The 17,925-nt window shown below is 38.0% G+C and carries 11 protein-coding genes, 1 pseudogene and 2 riboswitches; of the genes and pseudogenes, 4 read left to right on the top strand and 8 right to left on the bottom strand.

The features are described 5' to 3' along the window. Window positions 1-293: 293 nt before the first annotated feature. The gene (locus QNH48_RS11345; RefSeq protein WP_283954982.1) at window positions 294-1,790 is read right to left on the bottom strand and encodes an aryl-sulfate sulfotransferase; all 1,497 of its coding nucleotides are present in this window, start codon (window positions 1,788-1,790) and stop codon (window positions 294-296) included. Window positions 1,791-1,847: 57 nt separating this feature from the next. Next, window positions 1,848-2,264 (bottom strand): annotated as a pseudogene (locus tag QNH48_RS11340) (ABC transporter permease); the annotation flags it as partial. 486 nt (window positions 2,265-2,750) lie between these two features. On the opposite strand from QNH48_RS11340, the gene QNH48_RS11335 reads away from it, so the two are divergent. Both QNH48_RS11335 and QNH48_RS11330 read left to right on the top strand, forming a co-directional pair. Next, a complete protein-coding gene (locus tag QNH48_RS11335; RefSeq protein WP_283954981.1) occupies window positions 2,751-3,668 on the top strand; it encodes an EamA family transporter in 918 nt (305 codons plus the stop codon). A 246-nt stretch (window positions 3,669-3,914) separates the two neighbouring features. Next, entirely contained in the window at window positions 3,915-5,921 is a 2,007-nt protein-coding gene (locus tag QNH48_RS11330; RefSeq protein ID WP_283954980.1) for an alpha-galactosidase, read from the top strand. 383 nt (window positions 5,922-6,304) lie between these two features. Here the strand turns inward: QNH48_RS11330 and QNH48_RS11325 are convergent, their stop codons facing one another. The 3 genes from QNH48_RS11325 to QNH48_RS11315 form a co-directional block, all read right to left on the bottom strand. Beyond that, window positions 6,305-8,092, bottom strand: coding sequence for an ABC transporter ATP-binding protein (locus tag QNH48_RS11325; RefSeq protein ID WP_283955749.1), 1,788 nt, complete (start codon window positions 8,090-8,092; stop codon window positions 6,305-6,307). Window positions 8,093-8,111: 19 nt separating this feature from the next. Further along, window positions 8,112-9,875 carry an ABC transporter ATP-binding protein gene (locus QNH48_RS11320; RefSeq protein WP_283954979.1) on the bottom strand — a complete coding sequence of 588 codons (1,764 nt, stop codon included), beginning with the start codon at window positions 9,873-9,875 and terminating at the stop codon, window positions 8,112-8,114. 74 nt (window positions 9,876-9,949) lie between these two features. Further along, a complete protein-coding gene (locus QNH48_RS11315; RefSeq protein WP_283954978.1) occupies window positions 9,950-10,396 on the bottom strand; it encodes a MarR family winged helix-turn-helix transcriptional regulator in 447 nt (148 codons plus the stop codon). A 179-nt stretch (window positions 10,397-10,575) separates the two neighbouring features. On the opposite strand from QNH48_RS11315, the gene QNH48_RS11310 reads away from it, so the two are divergent. Continuing rightward, window positions 10,576-10,893, top strand: a complete 318-nt coding sequence (locus tag QNH48_RS11310; protein ID WP_283954977.1) for a replicative helicase loader/inhibitor — start codon at window positions 10,576-10,578, stop codon at window positions 10,891-10,893. A gap of 88 nt (window positions 10,894-10,981) precedes the next feature. On the opposite strand, the gene QNH48_RS11305 is transcribed toward QNH48_RS11310, so the two are convergent. The 3 genes from QNH48_RS11305 to QNH48_RS11295 are packed head-to-tail and all read right to left on the bottom strand — an operon-like array spanning window position 10,982 to window position 14,793. Next, window positions 10,982-11,455: a flavodoxin domain-containing protein gene (locus QNH48_RS11305; protein WP_283954976.1), complete on the bottom strand. Its 474-nt coding sequence runs from the start codon at window positions 11,453-11,455 to the stop codon at window positions 10,982-10,984. After that, window positions 11,436-12,479 (bottom strand): ribonucleotide-diphosphate reductase subunit beta, encoded by a 1,044-nt coding sequence (locus QNH48_RS11300; protein WP_283955748.1) that lies wholly within the window; start codon window positions 12,477-12,479, stop codon window positions 11,436-11,438. The genes QNH48_RS11305 and QNH48_RS11300 overlap by 20 nt, the downstream gene beginning before the upstream one ends. A 28-nt stretch (window positions 12,480-12,507) precedes the next feature. After that, window positions 12,508-14,793 (bottom strand): ribonucleoside-diphosphate reductase subunit alpha, encoded by a 2,286-nt coding sequence (locus QNH48_RS11295; RefSeq protein WP_283954975.1) that lies wholly within the window; start codon window positions 14,791-14,793, stop codon window positions 12,508-12,510. 159 nt (window positions 14,794-14,952) lie between these two features. After that, window positions 14,953-15,129: riboswitch (cobalamin riboswitch) on the bottom strand. 148 nt (window positions 15,130-15,277) lie between these two features. Beyond that, window positions 15,278-15,458: riboswitch (cobalamin riboswitch) on the top strand. A gap of 160 nt (window positions 15,459-15,618) precedes the next feature. Here QNH48_RS11295 and metE point away from each other — a divergent pair. Next, window positions 15,619-17,910 carry a 5-methyltetrahydropteroyltriglutamate--homocysteine S-methyltransferase gene (gene metE, locus QNH48_RS11290; RefSeq protein ID WP_283954974.1) on the top strand — a complete coding sequence of 764 codons (2,292 nt, stop codon included), beginning with the start codon at window positions 15,619-15,621 and terminating at the stop codon, window positions 17,908-17,910. The last annotated feature ends 15 nt before the right edge of the window (window positions 17,911-17,925 follow it).

The following is a 17,925-nucleotide window of genomic DNA, read 5'->3' as shown; positions in this document are numbered from 1 at the left end:
CATAAAATAATACTGAATAATCAATAGGCTCTCTACAAAAAGCGATTTTTTGTATATCTAATTTCCTTTTCATTCCTTTTTGATAGAATCAAATCTAAAACAGCAGAACAAGCAAACTGACAAATAGCATGCTTCATTGACCATTCATAAAAAGTATGTTAATCTCATGAAAAAAGTGCGGGCACCGGAAGAGGTGCCCGCACTTTTTCAGTGAGAAATTTAGGCCAACAAATCGGATTCTCATTTAATGTTTGTTCGGTTTATTTATTTAAAAGACTTTAATTATTCTAGTTTTAGTTTTTCGGCTCACTGTCTTTATCAATCGAAACTACGCAAAAATTGATAGATCCGGAATCATCATCTTCACTCAGACCTCCGCCTGTCAGCAGTCTTTTATTTGGATCCACTCCTGGGATGGTTGTTACCTTCCCTGTTCCATCTCCAATGGACGCTCCCGGCACTCGAAAGGTTGAGACGTTGATGACTTCAATGGATTCTTCCTTTGGTTTTTCCAGCTGAGGAACCCAATCATAAGGAACTCGGTATGCACGATACACCATGTTCACAGAAAACTTTCCAGCAATTTTGTTGTAGTGTGGGTTAATATATTCCCAAACCAATTCATGTTCAGGTGTCACTTCAAATATTCTTCCATCAGAACCTTGTGTAATCAATGTGTTACCGTTTGGAAGGCGCTGAGCAGAGCTAATATAAGGGCTGTAAAATTTCGAACCATCGGTGAATAAAACATTTCCTGCTTCTTCCGGTGTATACTGCCAGGTAATTTCCAATGTCACTGGATTAATTTGCAGTACCCTTGAATAATCACGTACTGCATTGTTAGTTCCAATGGGTGAAGCGGGATTTGGCGCACCATATCCACCAGCCCCTCCGTTATCATAGACTAATAGATCCCCTTCTCCTGGAAGTCCGTTTGGAATCATGTGAAGGTGATGTTGTCCAATAATCCAACCAATTTTCTTCGTCTTTTCATTTTCATTAAAGTCAGGACCCAATTTCCAAACGATCTCACCGGTCTCTTTGCTAATGATTGCCAGTATATTCGCATTTCTTGCATCAAATATAATATTGTCAGGATGGAATCTTCCATCTCCATCATCGTACCAATGATTCGGCCCTAATGTTGAAATGCTATTAATGTGAAGCCAGTCTCCAACTACTCCCGTTACAAGTGATGGGTTTCGGAACAACACATTTTTAGCATTTTCATCAAACCTGAATTCATCAAAATGCTCATTTGCCCTCCAGGTCCAGACAATTTCCCCATCCCAAGTCACCTCAATGATTTTGTCGTCCAATAATTCTTTGTCTGAAATATTTTGGTTATACACATTTTCATGAGTTAGGATTAAAGTATTACCTCTATCCGTTAGCGGCCTTTCTTGCGGTCCATAATAACCTACAGAGGAACCTTCTCTCTGAAAATCGTGATGCTGTCTTGCAACAAATCGAGGTTCATTATCTGGATCCTCAACCCATTCTGTCTTATCAAATTTCCAAACGATGTTTCCTTTCCAGTCAACTTGTACTAAATCTATTTGATCCTGAAAAGCATATCTACCGTCGCGTTCACCTGTTGTTCCTAATACATAACCACCAGGCAATATCTTATTAGGAAATCCCCCTAATCCTGCCCACAGCTGAACTTCATCTCCATTCATATTGATCAGCAAAGCCCCCTTTGCCGATGGATAAATCGTATAGCCATTGTTAGCTTTTTCCTTGTTATATACCGTTACTCCCGTAGGATAAATCGTTGGATGTCCCATATAATATCTTCCTCCTAGAATTTTAGTAATCTTTGAATGAAATAGATTTTAATATTGTTAATTTACTTTTGAACCAATGACTCCATAACGATACAATACCTTCCTGCCAAACCATTCAACGACCCGATCGGTTAAGAAGCCCATCAATCCAAGGCTGATTAAACCAACGAATATCCAATCCGTACGGAAAAACAAGCGAGAATTCCAGATTAAATATCCTACCCCTTCGTTAGCCGCAATCATTTCTGCCCCGACAATAGCCATGAACGAAGTACCCATTGCTAATCTAACTCCAGTGAAGATGTATGGCATTGATGCTGGAATAATCACATGCACCAGGATTTGCCATTCAGATGCCCCCATGCTTTTGGCAGCTCGAATTTTGTCCTGCTCAACAGCAAGTACGCCAGTCAACGTATTGATGATTACAATAAACAACGTCGCATAAATTATAGGAGCTATTTTTGATTGTTCTTCATCATATCAAGCTTCATGTAACAAAAAAAAGCACGAAACCCTTTCGGAGCATTCAAAACTTGAATGATGAAAGGGATACGTGCTTTTGGTTGACCAATCAGCGTTTGATATTTGTATTAACATTAAGTAATGCCAGCTAATAAAGTTTTAATATTTTTATATTAATCCTTATAATTCATATGTGTCAAGTTGGTTTTAAAAATATTATTATATTTTTCTGTTTTTTAGTTTTTTTTGGCACTATGGCAAATATTACGCTTATAAATAGTATTGTTATTTTATATTTTTGCAAACTTTATATTATTAACCCATTGTTTTTTATTGACATTCGTAATGATTTGATTTAATATGACAAAGGTAAATGGAATAACAAAAATCATTTGTTTGTGGACTTTTCTAGAGAAATCTCTATTTTCGCCACACAGCTCTTATATAGCTGTGTGGCTTTTTTGTTTGTTTTTTTAGAATGAAAGGGGAAAAAACATGAAAACTTGGCAATATGCACTAATTGTATTAATAGGAGGCTGCTGTTACGGAGCCTTATCAACTTTTGTAAAGCTTGCTTATTCCGCTGGCTTTACTAGCAGCGAGGTGACAGGAAGCCAATTCTTAATGGGGACTCTTTTAATCTGGATAGCAGCTCTTTTTTCAAAAAAGAAAAAACTGACACTGCCGAAAATAGGCAAATTACTTATATCAGGTATTCCACTTGGTTTAACAAGTCTATTTTATTACCAATCACTGCAATCACTTAACGCTTCGCTTGCGATTATCTTTTTATTTCAATTCGTCTGGATTGGCAGCTTATTTGAGTGGGTATTTAATAAAAAGCCACCAACACTTGGAAAAATTGTTTCTATTGGTATTCTAATTATTGGTTCCATTTTTGCGTCTGGAATCATTGGAGTGGGCCTTGAAGACATAACTTGGCAAGGAATCGGATGGGGAATGCTTTCCGCTTTGACCTATACCACTTTTATCTTTGTTAGCAGTTCTGTTGAAAAAGATACACCAGTGGTGCAAAAGAGTGCCCTATTTACCACTGGTGGTATGATTACTGTTTTTATCCTTAGTCCGCCAACAGGGTTGCTGCAATTACCAGTTTTAATGGAAATTGCACCATACGGTTTTTATCTTGGTCTACTAGGAGTAGTCTTGCCGCCGATTTTATTTACCATCGGGATGCCACATGTTGGACCAGGTCTTGGGACCATTTTAACGTCCTCTGAACTTCCAATAGCAGTAATATTATCCTCGATAGTCTTATCAGAACACGTAAGTATGTCCCAATGGCTTGGGGTTGTTTTAATATTGGGTGGAATTGTAGCAGGAAATCTGAAGATATCTCATACTAAGAAGAAGAAAAAGTCTACATCGTTAGAATTGGAATCTGCCTCTTAGGATTAGCAGTCCGGATGTAGAGGTCACATGAAGTAAAAAGAAGTGCTAGGAACCTTCCAGAAATTTTGGGGTGCCTGGCACTTTTTTATTGGGAGTGATGGAGTACCACATTCTCCCCCTGTATCAAAGACTGCAATTTCAGCTGGAACATATTACTCATTAATATTTAGAGTTTTCTATATTAATATAGTACTAATGACTTAATTTCTAATTTTTCAAGTATTATACTATTTTGAGGAGGCATTTATGCTGAAAAAAGTAATCTCGACTATTGTTTCCAGCTCAATACTGTTAACTGGTATTTTTACCGTTTCCATCATAACTCCACAAGAAGCGAGTGCATCTTCCTATAATGAGCTGGCAGACCGTCCATTTATGGGCTGGAGCAGCTGGAGTTCCATTCGTAAAAAGCCAACAGAGGAAAAAATCAAGGCCGCTGCTGATGTAATGGCAGCGAAATTTAAGTCGCACGGATATGAATATGTTAACCTTGATGATTATTATATGTTGGATTGGAGGACTACCGTTGATGAATATGGCAGATGGGCGGTAGACCCAAAGAAATTCCCAAATGGTATGAAAGCTCTTGGGGACTACATCCATAATAAGGGTTTGAAGTTCGGCCACTATGTTACCCTTGGTATCCCAAAAGCAGCGGTGGATCAAAATACTCCGATCGAAGGAACTCCGTACCACGCAAAAGATATCGTGGATCTTAGCAAAGGCGAAAAGAAAAATTTTAATTTTGACAAAATGTATGCCATTGATTATTCAAAGCCCGGGGCGCAGGAATATATTGATTCCTGGGCTAGGCTGTTTGCTTCCTATGGAATTGATTACCTAAAAATTGATGGTGTTCGGAACCAGGATATAGCAGATGTTGAGGTATGGGCTAAGGCATTGAAGAAAACCGGCAGACCGATTCATGTGGAGTTGTCTAATAATCTTGATATCAACCACATTGATACTTGGAAAAGCTTATCCAATGGTTGGCGGACGGATCACGATGTGGAAGCCTATGGGACGCCTTACCTTGTCTCTTGGAAAAAGATATCAAGAAGGTTTGATGACGCCGCTGAGTGGCAGCAACATGCTCAGCCAGGTAGCTGGAATGACTTTGATTCACTAAATGTCGCAAACGGAAGTAAGGATGGGATTTCAAATGATGAAAAACGTTCTTACGTATCACTATGGGCGATTGCCGCATCTCAGTTTGTAATTGGAAATGACCTGTCAAAGCTGGATGATTACGGGGTTAATCTTTTAACAAATGACGAGATCATTGGAGTAAACCAAAGTGGTGTGGCAGGAAAACGTTTATACAAAGAGACGGACTCTCAAGTATTCTATCAATCCCTTCCAGACGGTTCATACAATATAGCACTCTTTAATACCGGCTCTTCTACTCAAAATGTAAGTGTCAAATGGGAAGATTTAGGATTCAAGAGATCCGCTTTCGTGCGTGATTTGTGGAGCCATCAAGATTTAGGAAGTACGGAAAAAGGTTTTACAGCAAAGCTTCACACGCATGATTCTCGTATGATTCATGTAGTTCCAGCTTCTTCGCTTACAGTCTCGCCGAAAAGTGGTGCAATTGAGGTTAATCCTGCCAATCTTACGTTCAAATGGAGCGCACAAACCAGTGCTGAAAGTTACAATGTACAGATGGCAACAGATTCAAGCATGAAAAATATAATCTTTGATCAAATCGTTTCTATCCCAACTGTAAATGTAGAGGAACTTGATAAGGATACACTTTACTACTGGAGGGTATCATCTGTGTCAGGTGGCAAGGAAACTCAGGTCGGCATCTATTCCTTTCATACTGAACTAACAACTACCCCAGCCAAACCAAGTGGAATTATGGCAAACAGAAGTAATACAGATTCAGTTTCACTTACCTGGAATCCATCATTTGGTGCAACCTCCTATACAGTCTACCGCAAGAAGGTTAATGGATTTGGAGTGAGCAGTGATTACAAACCTATCGCAGAAAATCTAACTGCGACAAACTTTCTAGATAAAAGTGCTAAGCGCTACACTGGCAACACGTATTCGTATTTTATAACAGCACACAACACAATAGGCGAAAGCACAAATTCCTTTGAGACTACGACGGAAAAACAATCCCCTGCCCAGGTGGCAGCACTGATTGTATTTTTGTTTCTACTAATCATTTCAAAATTCTATACTATTGCTAAGGACAGATTTAAAGATTCAAAATCTAGTATACCGCAAAGGACAGTTGCTTAAATTTCTATGAGGGGGAGACATCTTTAATTCCCCTTCCCCTTACCGTTTTAATGACCTCACTAAACTAATCCTCTTTTCACCTACCCTTTTTATTGTGTCGTATTCTTGGTATTTATTATTCTTTTTTTGAGAATACAGTTTATTTATTGATGCTCTAATACTGGAACAATACCCACAATTTGTACATCTACCTTCCTCGAACATTCTTAATGCCATACATTCCGGACATTTATGGATATCCATCGAAATCCCCCCATTATCCCTTTGTTAATTAATAAATAATATGTAGGGGTAAGGGTATATATCATAAATAAGTCCATAAAAATAAATCGCCGGAGAAAAATTTTTCTCCAGCGATTTATTTATCTTTTTATAGATACATATTAGGATGCATTTTCAAACTGACTATTATATAGCTCAGCATAAAAGCCATTTTTCGAAAGTAGTTCTTCATGATTTCCACTTTCAATTATGTCTCCATCCTTCATCACAAGGATTAAGTCTGCATTTTTAATAGTAGAAAGTCGGTGAGCAATGACAAATGAAGTTTTTCCGACAGTTAATTTATCCATTGCCCGTTGAATCAATACTTCTGTTCGAGTATCCACCGAACTTGTCGCCTCATCTAAAATTAGTAATGGTTTATTATCAATCATCGCCCTTGCAATGGTAATAAGCTGTTTTTGCCCAGCTGAAAGATTTGCTTTATCGTCGAGAATCGTATCATATCCCATTGGCAGGGTTTTAATAAAGTGGTGCAGCCCCACTGATTTGCAGGCAGCCTCTACCTCTTCATCACTTACTCCATCTCTTGAATAAACAATATTTTCACGAATCGTTCCTTCGAAAAGCCAGGTATCTTGTAGCACCATACTAAATAGACCATGAATGTTTTCCCGAGTTAATGTATTGATTGGAACACCGTCAATCAATATTTCACCACCGTTGTATTCATAGAAACGCATTAGCAGGTTAACCAATGTTGTCTTCCCAGCACCTGTAGGCCCGACAATCGCCACTTTTTCCCCTGCCTTAGCTGTAGCTGAAAAGTTATTGATGACCATTTTATCTTCACTATAGCCAAAGCGTACATTCTTAAACTCGACATCACCAATTGCATTTTCAAGCTTTTCTTTTTTATCACTTTCATTTGCAACTTCTTCTTCAGCGAGAAATTCAAAAACACGTTCACTAGCAGCTGCTGTTGACTGGAGGTTTGTAGCTGCCTGAGCAAGCTGGGTAAGCGGCTGGGTAAACAGACGGATATAGAGCATAAAGGCAACAATCACACCAAATGAAATCATATTATTCACGGCAAGAACTGCCCCAACGATACAAACAACGACAAAGCCAAAATTACCAACAAACATCATTAATGGCATCATAAGCCCTGACATGAATTGAGATTTCCATGCGCTCGTATATAGTCTTGTGTTAATCTCATGGAAGGTTTCCCTTGCTTCTTTCTCTCCGTTATAAACCTTCACCACATTGTGGCCTGAATAAATTTCTTCTATATGACCATTCAATTTTCCTAGCTCTTTTTGCTGCTGAGCAAAGTATTTTTGCGATTTGGAAATAATGAAGGTCATTAAACCAAACCCAACTATAGTAGACAAAATTGCTGCTATGGCCATGATCCAATTAGTGTAGAACATCATGATGAGCGTACCAAGAAACATAGTTATTGCTGAAACAAGAGTACTTAAACTTTGATTCATCGTTTGACCAATCATATCTACATCGTTTGTAACACGACTAAGGACGTCTCCGGTACTTGTTGCATCAAAGTATTTTAATGGTAAACGGTTAATTTTGGTTGAAAGATCACTTCGTAAGTTCTTTGAAACACGCTGCGTGACTGTAGCCATAATGAACCCTTGTATATAGTTAAATACAAACCCTAAGCCATAAAGGATTGCCAGAAGTGTTGCGACCTTGACAACAGCATCAAGATCAATGCTCGTCATCATTCCTTCTGTAATCAAATCTGTAATCTCACTAAGTAGATCTGGTCCAATAATACTGAAAACAGCACCTGCCATTGCAAGGATCAATGCAATGACGATAGCTGGTAAATATACCTTACAATAGGAGATGAGCTGCTTTATCGTTTTCTTAAAATCTATGGTCTTTCCAGCAGATCCTCCGCTTCTACGGGAGGTTTTCATGCGATTTTCACTTTTCTTCTTAACCAATTTCAAGCTCCTCCTTTGACAACTGAGAATAAGCAATCTCCTGATAAACACTGCAATTTTGCATCAACTCATTATGTGTTCCAATGCCAACTACTTCCCCTTCGTTAAGTACCACGATCCGATCTGCATCCTTAATGGTACCGATACGCTGGCCCACAATTAATGTAGTGGCATCTTTTGTTTCTTTTTTGAGTTCGGACCGCAGTACTCGATCGGTCTTATAATCAAGCGCTGAGAATGAATCATCAAAAATATAAATTTCTGGTTCTCTATAAACTGCCCTTGCGATTGATAATCTTTGTTTTTGGCCGCCAGAAATATTGGTACCGCCTTGTGCAATAGCACCGTTATACTGGTCTTCCATCTTTTCAACAAATTCAGTTCCCTGTGCAATATCAATGGCCTTTTTGACAACTGATTCATTTTCTGAAATTTCCCCATTGTCCCCATAAGCAACATTCGAAGTAACTGTACCGCTGAATAACACTGCTTTTTGCGATACATAACCGATTTTTTTGCGTAACGAATCCTGGGTATATTGTTTAACGTTCACACCATCCACCAACACTTCCCCTTCTGTTGCATCAAAATAGCGAGGAATTAGGTTGAGTAGTGTACTTTTACCACTGCCTGTTGAGCCAATAAATGCTACCGTTTCACCTTTACTAGCAGTGAAACTTATATTTCGAAGGATATACTGTGCTGCATCAGGATATTTAAAACTTACATTTCGGAATTCAATTTCTCCAGAAAGACCCGTTTTCCCTTCTATCACGTTTCCATCAATGATTGTTGCTTCGGTATCAAGCACTTCTTTAATACGTTTTGCAGAAACAGAAGCACGTGGAAGCATGATAAACACAAATGAAAGCATCATAAAGGCCATAATAACCTGCATGGCGTAAGACGAAAATACAATCATATCCGAGAACAAGGATAATTTATCCGTTTGTGCAGCTCCATTAATTAAGAAGGCACCAATCCAATAGATTGCTAGACCCATACCTGACATGATGATCCCCATAGTCGGCATCATAATCGCCATCGCCCGGCTAGTGAAGAGATTTGTATTTGTAAGCGCACTGTTGGCTTCTTCAAATTTCTTCTCCTGATAATTACTAGCGTTATAGGCATGAACAACACGAATACCTGACAAGTTTTCTCTTGTTACACGATTCAAGTTATCTGTTAAACTCTGAATAATTTTGAATTTTGGCATGGCAACAAAAATAAGAATACACAGCATGAAAACAAGGAATAAAACAGCAAATCCTGTAGCTGCCGACCATTGCCAGCTTTTCCCCATAATCTTAAAAACTGCCCAAACAGCTAGTATCGGGGCCTTTACGATTACTTGTAGTCCCATTGCAATAAGTAGTTGAATTTGGGTGATATCATTCGTTGATCGGGTAATCAGACTTGCTGTTGAAAAGCCGTTGATTTCTTCAATTGAAAAAGACATCGTCTTCTCGAACACCATTGCTCTAAGGCGAACAGAAAAACCGGCAGCGACTTTAGCTGCGAAGAAACCAACAATGATAGAAGCGATCATACTACCGACAGCACACAAAAGCATATATCCGCCTTGAAGGAGAACATCGCTCATCTTACTTCCTTCCGTCTGTACAAGCATGGTGATTTCATGCATATAATCAGGAAGCTTCAAATCAAGATACACCTGTGTCACAATAAATACCAAACTAAACATAATTAACAGGTATTCTTTTTTCTGTAGATATTTAAAAATTTTCAACATGTTTATCCCTCCTGTGAACCAATTACAATAAACCTAATAGTGTTAGATACTTTTATAAAAATAAGGCAGACCCTTTATTCATGCCTGCATTCTTGATCATTCATATCATTGGTAATTTCCTTAATTCGTTTAATAATTCGAATTAATTCTTGAGCATCTTTTTCACCAAGTTTTTGAAGTGTTTGCTGTATCATCGAAATCAGTTTATTATATTCTTCCATCATAAAGCTTTTACCCGTCTCCGTTATCGTGACAATAACCATTCGTTTGTCATTTTCATCCCTGTTTCGTTCAATAAAACCTTTTTTGGATAAACTATTGAGGGCGGATGCAACACGAGGGGTGGTGAGATCCAGCTTCTCACTGAGATCACCTGACGGAACTCCATTTTTTCCAAAAGTAAGATACCCTAATATTCTTCTCTCTCCATGAGAAAGATCGTCTACTTTTTTCTGAAACGGCATTTTAGCTGTCCTAGTCATTATATGAAACAGTTCTTCCGCTAACGTTTTGTAATCCATATCTTTACTCCTTCAAAACTTATCTAATACTATTAGATAATATATTATTATATGCTTACTTTGTCAATAAAAAACCAAGGGAAACCAGGGGGACGGTTTTCCCGGTCTTTTGGACCGGGAGAACCGTCCCCCTGGCAACCTGGCATTGGCAACCCTTGGCAATTAAAGGAGGACACACTATGACGAAGGATGAGGTATTCAAACTTTTAGTACTAATCGAATCAGTTTATTCCGACTGCATCTGTAAGGACGAAACGGTTTTGCAATGGTTTCAATTTTGTTCAGAGATGGATTATGAGAAGGTATTAACGAAACTGAAGAACCATATTAGAATAAGTCCCTTTCCTCCTACGATTGGTGCTATTGCTGTATTCCACTTTGAAGAAAATCATTTTTCTGCCATCTTACAGGATTGGATGAATTGCAATCGCAAATCAAACAAAACAGGCTCAATACCTGCTTGGCTTGTCGAATATTCACTAAGAAAATCTGTTTGAAGCGGAAGGTATCCTTTTAGGAGGAGGCGTTCTAGGAGTCTCCCAGCACAAAACACGCTTGTAGACCCCCCTTAGCCCATTTTATATTCTACATTACCAAATTTTCCATACTTGCTCGCAATAGTAGTATTTCAACAAACTTTCTGCAACGCTTTATATCCTGTTCTTGTGGCAAAAGTTCAACCTTCAAGGTCGCTGCTAAGTTTGTGTGAACGTACAGCATGTCCCGAAATTGATCAACCGCTCCACAAAACATTGGATAACAGCTATCTCCCGTTCCAAAAACGGCAGTAGTAATGTCTTTTCTCATAATTGATTCAAACGCTTGATAGAGATGTCTCATTTCCCTAGGGATTTCACCATTTCCCCATGTGTACGTTCCTATAGCTACTGCCTTATATTGACTTAAGTCTTCTAATGAAAACTCATTTATACTATAAATTGATATATTGACTGACTCCCCTAGAAAGATTTGATAAAGTTCTTCGGCCAATTCTTTTGTATTTCCAGATACGGACGCATAAACAATGGCAACGGATATGTTACAGTTCGTCAAAGCCATTGGACTGTGAGACCTTTGAATAGGTTCTTGACTTTTGTTCAAAGAAATCCGACTTCGTCTCATTCATCATTTCATCTCCAAAAATTTGGATCCACGGCATCGGATTGCTTCTTTCTTCATAAAGATTTTTCAGACCAAGCTGTCTCAATCGCTTATTTGCCAAATATTCTACATACCCTTCGAATTCTACTAAATCGATCCCTTTTATTTCGGATAAAATATATTGAGCCCACTCTTTTTCTAGTTCAACTGCCTCACTAATCGTTTCATAGACATATTGGATATTTTCATCCGTATGAAGTTCAGGATTTTCAGTTAAAAGGATTCGAATAAATTGAGAAATAAAATAGGCATGCTGCATTTCATCCCGTTGTATATAACTAATCATCGTACTTGTCTTAAGCATTTTTTGCTGACGTGCTAGGTGATAGAAAAAAGCAAAACCTGCGTAAAAATAAATACCTTCCAAGTTAATGGAGTTTACACATAACTTAAATAACGCTTGTGGCGTTGGATTTTGTCTAAAATCCTCATAGGCATCTAATATAAGTTGATTACGTTTTCTTACAATGTGATCACTTTTCGCTTGATTAAATCGGTCATTTTGTTCACCCATAGGAATAAGTGAGCTAAGTATATAAGAATATGACTCATTATGAACGGCTTCTTGTTGTGAAATAACCGCAAAGATCGCTTTGAAACTAGAGTCCGTTACATAATCCATTACTTGACTCATGGTTGGTGTTTGCAGGCTATCAAGTGAAGCAAGTTGAGTATTGATACGCAGGAACACATCCTTTTCATGATTACTAAGGGAATCCCATTGTTTTATATCATCCTGCATATTAATTTCTTGCGGCTTCCAAAAGTTTGATAATAGAGTTTGGTACAAGTCGTACATCTTAGGATAGGCAATATCATTCCAATTAAGAATACCTGATGACTCTCCATTAATTATCCTAGTGGATTTGTTTGGAAAATCTGGATTTAGTAATTTAATTTTGGTTAATGGTGTATGTATCATCAAATAAATACCTCCTGGATTGTCTTGTCTAACTTTGACATGCTTCACATTCTTCTATCTCAGTTTGTGAAGTGCTTCTTACGTAATAGGTTGTTTTTAAACCCTGCTTCCATGCTTGCATATGAAGATCTAATAACTCTATTGCTTTAATATCATGACGAACATAGAGATTAAAACTAATTGATTGGTCAATATGTCGCTGCCGAGCAGCGTTTTGCCTAATACTCCATGTCTGATCCAGAACATGCCTAGTTCGTCGATAATAGTTATAACTGTTATGGTCTAAATCAGGCGCCGTTACTTTAAATTTGAAATTTTTCTTCTCCTCTGCGTATTCAACTGCATATAAAGGATCAATCCCATCTGTTGAGCCACCAATCTTTGCGGTTGATGAGTTTGGAGCAATTGCCATCATCCAGCCATTTCGAACCCCATACCTCGCAATCTCTCCCTTCACTTGGTTCCATCGGTCTGATTTATACCCTTTGCGTTCAAAGTACTTGCCTGATTTCCATTCTGAACCTTCAAACTTCTTATAGGCACCTTTTTCCTTAGCTAATTCCATTGATGAACGAATGGTAAGATAAGCAATTTCCTCATATAGTTGATCAGCATATTTAACAGCCCTTTCGGATTCCCAAAATATCCCCTCTAATGCAAGAAGGTGATGCCAGCCAAACGTACCTAATCCCACAGGACGATATTGCTTATTTGTCACCTCGGCTTGTCCGACGGTAATGGTATTCAGATCAATTACATTGTCTAGCATTCTCATTTGAATAGGAATCAATCTTTCTAATACATCTCCTTTTACAGCTTTCGGTAAATTAATAGATGATAGATTGCAGACAACAAAATCCCCAGGTTTACGAACAATGACAATATTTCCATCCTCATCGATATATTCTTTAACAATCGTTGTGGCAGACATATTTTGGGTTATCTCGGTACACAAATTACTGCAAAAAATCGATGCACGTCCGTTCCCTTTAACATGTTTGTTGGGATTTTGACGATTTACTTCATCTCGATAAAACATATATGGAGTACCTGTTTCTAATTGAGAAATCATAATCCTGGCCATAATATCCATAGCTCGATAGGTTTTTCGAGGAAGTAGAGGATGGTTTACCGCTTCTTCATACTTTTCTGTAAAAAACTTTATATCACACTCATCATAAAAATCTTCCAAACCAAGGGGATTTCCTTCTTGATCCGTCCACCCCATCATTTGTTTTATTTGATGAGGACAAAAGGTACGCCATTCTCCAACACTTCTACCGTTTTCATCTACTTCTTCTAATTTCTTCATAAACAAGTCAGGTATCGAAACACCTGTAAAAATATCATGAGCCTTTCGCCTTTCGTCTCCGTTATTTGTTTTTAAGTCTAAAAAGCCATTCATAATATCCTTATGGAATATATCTAAATAAACAGCGACCGCCCCCTGCCTTTGACCCAATTGGTCGACACTCACAGCCGTATCATTAATAAGACGAATCCAAGGTACAACCCCAGAAGAATTACCTTTAAATTTCTTGATATCTGAACCTAAGGCACGTACCTTTCCAAGGTACACACCTACACCACCACCATCTTTACTTAATCTAGCAATATCCCAATTATTTAAATAAATTCCATCCAAAGAATCTTCTACTGTATCAATAAAACAGGAAGAGAGCTGGCCAAAGTTTTTTCCAGCATTTGATAGAGTTGGTGTAGCAACGGTCATATACAAGTTGCTTAGTGCCCAGTATGCTTCTTTAACATGGGTTAATCTGACTTCCTTTTGTTCCTTTCTCATTAATGTCATGGCGATAATCATAAACCGTTCTTGAGGCAATTCATATAGGTTTCCTTCGTAATCTTTTGCCAAGTAACGATCTGCTAGTAAAAATAACCCTATATAATTAAACAAAAAATCCCGTTCAGGAGCTATTTCTCCAGCTAATATTTCAATCTCTTCTTTTGTATAATCTTGTAATAAATCCTTAGAATAGATTCCTATTCTAGTTAATTCAGCAATCAGAGTATAAAAATCCCCATAGTTTATATCAGACTTATACCCTCTATTATTTGAAGCAATCCGATATAGTTCACCTAAATAAAGATTTGCCGCTAGAAAGGTCCAGTTGGGGTCAGACATCGAAATTTGATTTAATGCAAAAGTAAGGGATTGTTCATATATTGTTGACTCCTCAAGACTAGCAATCTTTTTATATAATTCTCTTGGATCCAGATTATATTTTTCAGAAACCCTTTTCACTGCTGCAAAAACTGTATCTTTTTCTGAATATACACTATTTACTACCATAGCAATTCCTCTTTTCTTATCGAATTGACTTCGAGAGTGAAACAACAAAAAACCCATCCATGAAGATGGGTTTATAACGTGGAATAATCTATCATACAGTACTTGGTCACTGTAATAGTAGGCATACCCTCGTTATATCCTCCCAACTCCCGAAGAAGATAATACGTAATAAAAATGGCAGGTCTCCTGACTTGTGCTTCTTCCTACTCTAATCCCTTCCCGTCCAAGACAGTGGATATGATTATTTCGTCAGCACTTACAGTTGCGGGTACAGTTCTGGATTTTCACCAGATTCCCTATTAAGTCTATACAGACACCATTAAATTTGGTCATTATCTATATTTAGTGTTACATCCTAATAAACAACACTAAATATTGTATATCAACAAATATAATATACATTATCTACTTTGACAATAACAAAAATAAATTCTCGGAAAATTATGTACACCAGATTATGAGTATGTTATATTAATTGGCAATTACATATCGTGTAAGAATTGGTGCCAAGCTAAGGCTTGGCTTAAAAGGGAAGAACGGTGAAATTCCGTCGCTGTCCCGCAACTGTAATTCGGAGTGAATCACAAATACCACTGTCTTTTGATGGGAAGGTGTGATGAGCATTGATGATGAGCCAGGAGACCTGCCCATTCTAGTACACACCAAATACCTACGTGGAATAGGTGGTGACATTCGTACGACAAACGAGTTATGAGTTGTTTGATTTCTTAGACATACCTTTAACTTGAATGTATAGCCATTTCCTTTTCATGGAGATGGCTTTTTTGTATTTGGAATATGTAAATGTAAAGGAGGAATCGTAAAATGAATTTAGTCAGTACAGCCATTGGTTACCCATACATAGGTGGTAATCGAGAGTGGAAACGTTGTGTCGAATCTTTTTGGAAGGGTCAGATATCAGAGGAAGAGTTTATCTTTGAGATGAAGACCATACGCTTGAATCATTTGAAACACCAGCAAACATTAGGATTAGACATTCCCACGGTCGGAGATTTTACTTTTTATGATCGTATGCTAGACCTCGCGACCATGTTCGGTTTAATCCCAGCCCGCTATAAGTGGGCTGGCGAAAAGGTAGATTTAACAACTTATTACGCAATGGCGCGTGGGGCTAACAATGTTGTGGCTTCTGAGATGACCAAATGGTTTAATACAAACTACCACTACATTGTACCTGAGTACGAAGGCCAGCCTCTAGAATTAACTCAAAACTATATTTTAGATTATTTTTTAGAAGCGAAGTTTGAACTAGGTCTAATTACAAAGCCTACCATTATAGGTCCCTATTCTTTTGTTCAATTATCGAAGGGCTACGATTCAATATCCAAAGCATCCTTTATATTAAGACTCTTACCTCTTTATGCTCAAGTCCTCCAACAACTTGTAGATGCAGGGGCAGAGTGGATTCAGGTGGAAGAACCAGCATTAGTCCTTTCACTTGCACCCGAAGATATAAAACTAATTCAACAAATATATAAACAATTAGCAGAAGAAGTACCAACAGCGAAATTGATGTTACAAACCTATTTTGAAGGACTATCAGCGTATGAAGAGCTCATTCAATTACCTGTTGCAGGAGTTGGTCTTGATTTTATTCATGGTGCTGATGAGAATATGGCTTCACTCCGTAAATATGGTTTCCCACAAGATAAAGTATTAGGGATTGGAATTATAAATGGGCGTGATATTTGGAGGGCAAATTTAGCTGAAAAAGCAATGATAACAAAAGCTATTTTATCCTTAAGCGGTGTAAATGAAGCCTGGGTTCAATCTTCTTGCAGTTTACAGCATGTACCTGTCACAACTAAATCTGAAAATACTCTGGATGCGACTTTACTAAGTGCATTGTCCTTTGCCGATGAGAAAATCGTCGAGTTAACGCAAATTACATCCTTCGTTCTAGACGAGAACTGGTCAGGCAGTAAAAGTGTGTCTCAAAGTATGGCGGCAATTCAAGCCTTAGAGCAGCATGAGGCGAGGCAAAACCCACGTGTAAAGGATCTTTTATTACAAGTCAAGCCAGAACATTTTACACGTCCAATGCCCTTTAAAGTACGTCAACCATTACAGCAAGAGGCGTTACAATTACCGGATTTTCCAACAACAACGATTGGAAGCTTCCCTCAATCGGATCAAGTAAAACGAACACGGACAGCATGGCGCAAAAAAGAAATAAGTGACACTAATTATGCTGAGTTTTTGAAAAGTGAAACCGCACGATGGATTCGAATTCAGGAAGAAATTGGCCTGGATGTCTTAGTGCATGGGGAATTTGAGCGAACCGATATGGTAGAGTACTTTGGTGAAAAGCTGAAAGGTTTTGCTTTTACAAAAAAAGCCTGGGTGGTATCTTATGGATCACGTTGTGTGAAACCGCCGATTATTTATGGTGATGTTGAGTGGACTTCTCCAATGACAGTGAAGGAAGTAGTAGAGGCACAGCAATTAACAACAAAGTATGTTAAAGGGATGTTAACTGGCCCTGTCACGATCTTAAATTGGTCTTTTGTCCGTGATGATATCTCCCGTGAACTTGTAGCTAACCAAATTGCCTTAGCCCTCAAAGAAGAGGTTCAAGCATTAGAAAATGCAGGAATTGCCATTATTCAGGTGGATGAACCTGCATTACGTGAAGGCTTGCCATTAAGGAAAGAAGACTGGAATCAATATTTATCATGGTCAGTTAATGCATTCAAGCTAGCGACTTCCAGTGTAAGAAATGAAACACAAATTCATACTCATATGTGTTATTGCGAGTTTAATAACTTTTTAGAAACAATTCGTGCCCTTGATGCAGATGTCATTTCAATAGAAACATCAAGAAGCCATGGAGAACTGATTCAATCACTAAAACAAAATCCATATGAACTTGGTATCGGTTTAGGTGTGTATGATATACACAGCCCGCGTGTTCCAAGTGTACAAGAAATCGACACCATATTAAAAGACAGCTTAGAGATTATTTCCAAAGAACAGTTTTGGGTGAATCCAGATTGTGGTTTAAAAACACGACATGAAGATGAAACGATTTTCTCATTAAAAAATATGGTGACAGCTGCACAAAAACTACGACAACAGCAACAACAAACTGTTTAAATCTAAAATTCAACT

The sequence above is a fragment of the Neobacillus sp. YX16 genome (assembly GCF_030123505.1).
Lineage (GTDB): Bacteria > Bacillota > Bacilli > Bacillales > Cytobacillaceae > Neobacillus.
The sequence above is the reverse complement of the archived record's forward strand: the minus strand, read 5'-3'. Positions and strand labels throughout refer to the sequence as shown.